Origin of the sequence: Kitasatospora sp. NPDC001603 (genome assembly GCF_040298365.1) — a bacterium.
Taxonomy (GTDB): domain Bacteria; phylum Actinomycetota; class Actinomycetes; order Streptomycetales; family Streptomycetaceae; genus Kitasatospora.
This window is the reverse complement of the sequence record NZ_JBEPAA010000195.1, coordinates 1-1,114: the sequence shown is the minus strand read 5'-3', so window position 1 is coordinate 1,114 and position 1,114 is coordinate 1. Positions and strand designations below refer to the sequence as shown.

Genomic DNA, 1,114 nt, shown 5'->3' with positions numbered 1-1,114 from the left:
TGTCGGATTGGCGGAGCTGGACGGCCCCATATCCAGGGACGGGCACGTGCGTTGAGCTGGGCTGTGGCAAGCCGGGTGACCTGGGCGATCTCGTCCGGTCCGGAATAGGACTGCCCGGCGAGGGCGGCCTTGCGGAAGATGCGCCACCAGCCCTCCTGCAGGTTGAGCCAGCACGCGCCGACCGGGATGAAGACATGTTGGATCCGCGGGTGGTCCTCCAGCCAGGTGCGGGTGGACAGGCTGTTGTGGGATGACAGGTTGTCGGTCACCACGTAGATGTCGCCTGTGGGATTCGCGTCCTCGAGCAGCTGGAGGAACTGCTGGTAGAAGGCGCTGTTGCGGGATCGGGCGGTCATCGTGACCTCCTGCCCATCCGCGATCCGCAGTCCGCCGTAGACCCAGGTCTTCTCCGGCCCGCGGGAGTAGTCCAGCGCCGCCTTGATGCGGCGTCCGTCCGGCGACCAGCCCGGTGCCGGCGGGAAGGTGCGCGGGATCACCGGCCCGAGCTCGTCGGCGCACACGACCGTCGCGCCGTCGGGCGGGCTGGTGTACAGGCCGATGATCCGCGTCCTTTTCCCTCGAAGTCCACATCCTTCGAACGCGTCCACGAGCGGGTGCGGCGCCAGCGCACCCCCTCGGCGAGCAGGATCCGCCGCACCTGGGAGCGCCCGACCGCGATCCCCAGTCGTGTGGCCTCGGCCGCCAGCGCGTCCAGCGTCCACTCGGGTGGGCCCTTCTCGTCGGCAGGGGCGAGTTCCCCGTCCGCCTGCCGGATCGGTCGTCCAGGCGGTTCCTGCTTGACCAGCGCGATGATCCGCGACCGCTCGAACTCGGTGAGACGGCGCGGCCGACCGGTGATCGGCCGGTCCTCCAGCCCCTCCAGGCCGAGTTCGTTGAAGCGGTGCAGCCACCACCGCACCGTCTTCGCATGACAGCCCAGCTCCGCCGCGATCCCCGCCACCCGCAGACCGGCCCAGCTCAGTGCGACGACCCGCGCCCGCATCACCAGATCCGCCGGCGCCTTCCGCGCTCCGGCGAGCCTGGCGATCACCCTCTCCTCGTCCGCCTCCACAGCGGCCCGGGCCCGCAACAACCCCGGCACACCCCACCCCCT

Annotated in this window: 2 protein-coding genes; both read right to left on the bottom strand. The window is 70.7% G+C overall.

Features of this window, described 5'->3' with window-relative positions; all coding sequences use genetic code 11:
* On the bottom strand, nucleotides 1-521 hold a 521-nt coding region (locus tag ABT263_RS38810; protein ID WP_352298656.1), incomplete at its 3' end, for a transposase.
* Nucleotides 494-1,114: helix-turn-helix domain-containing protein (locus tag ABT263_RS38805; protein WP_352298654.1), on the bottom strand; the 621-nt coding region annotated here is incomplete at its 5' end. The genes ABT263_RS38805 and ABT263_RS38810, both read right to left, overlap by 28 nt.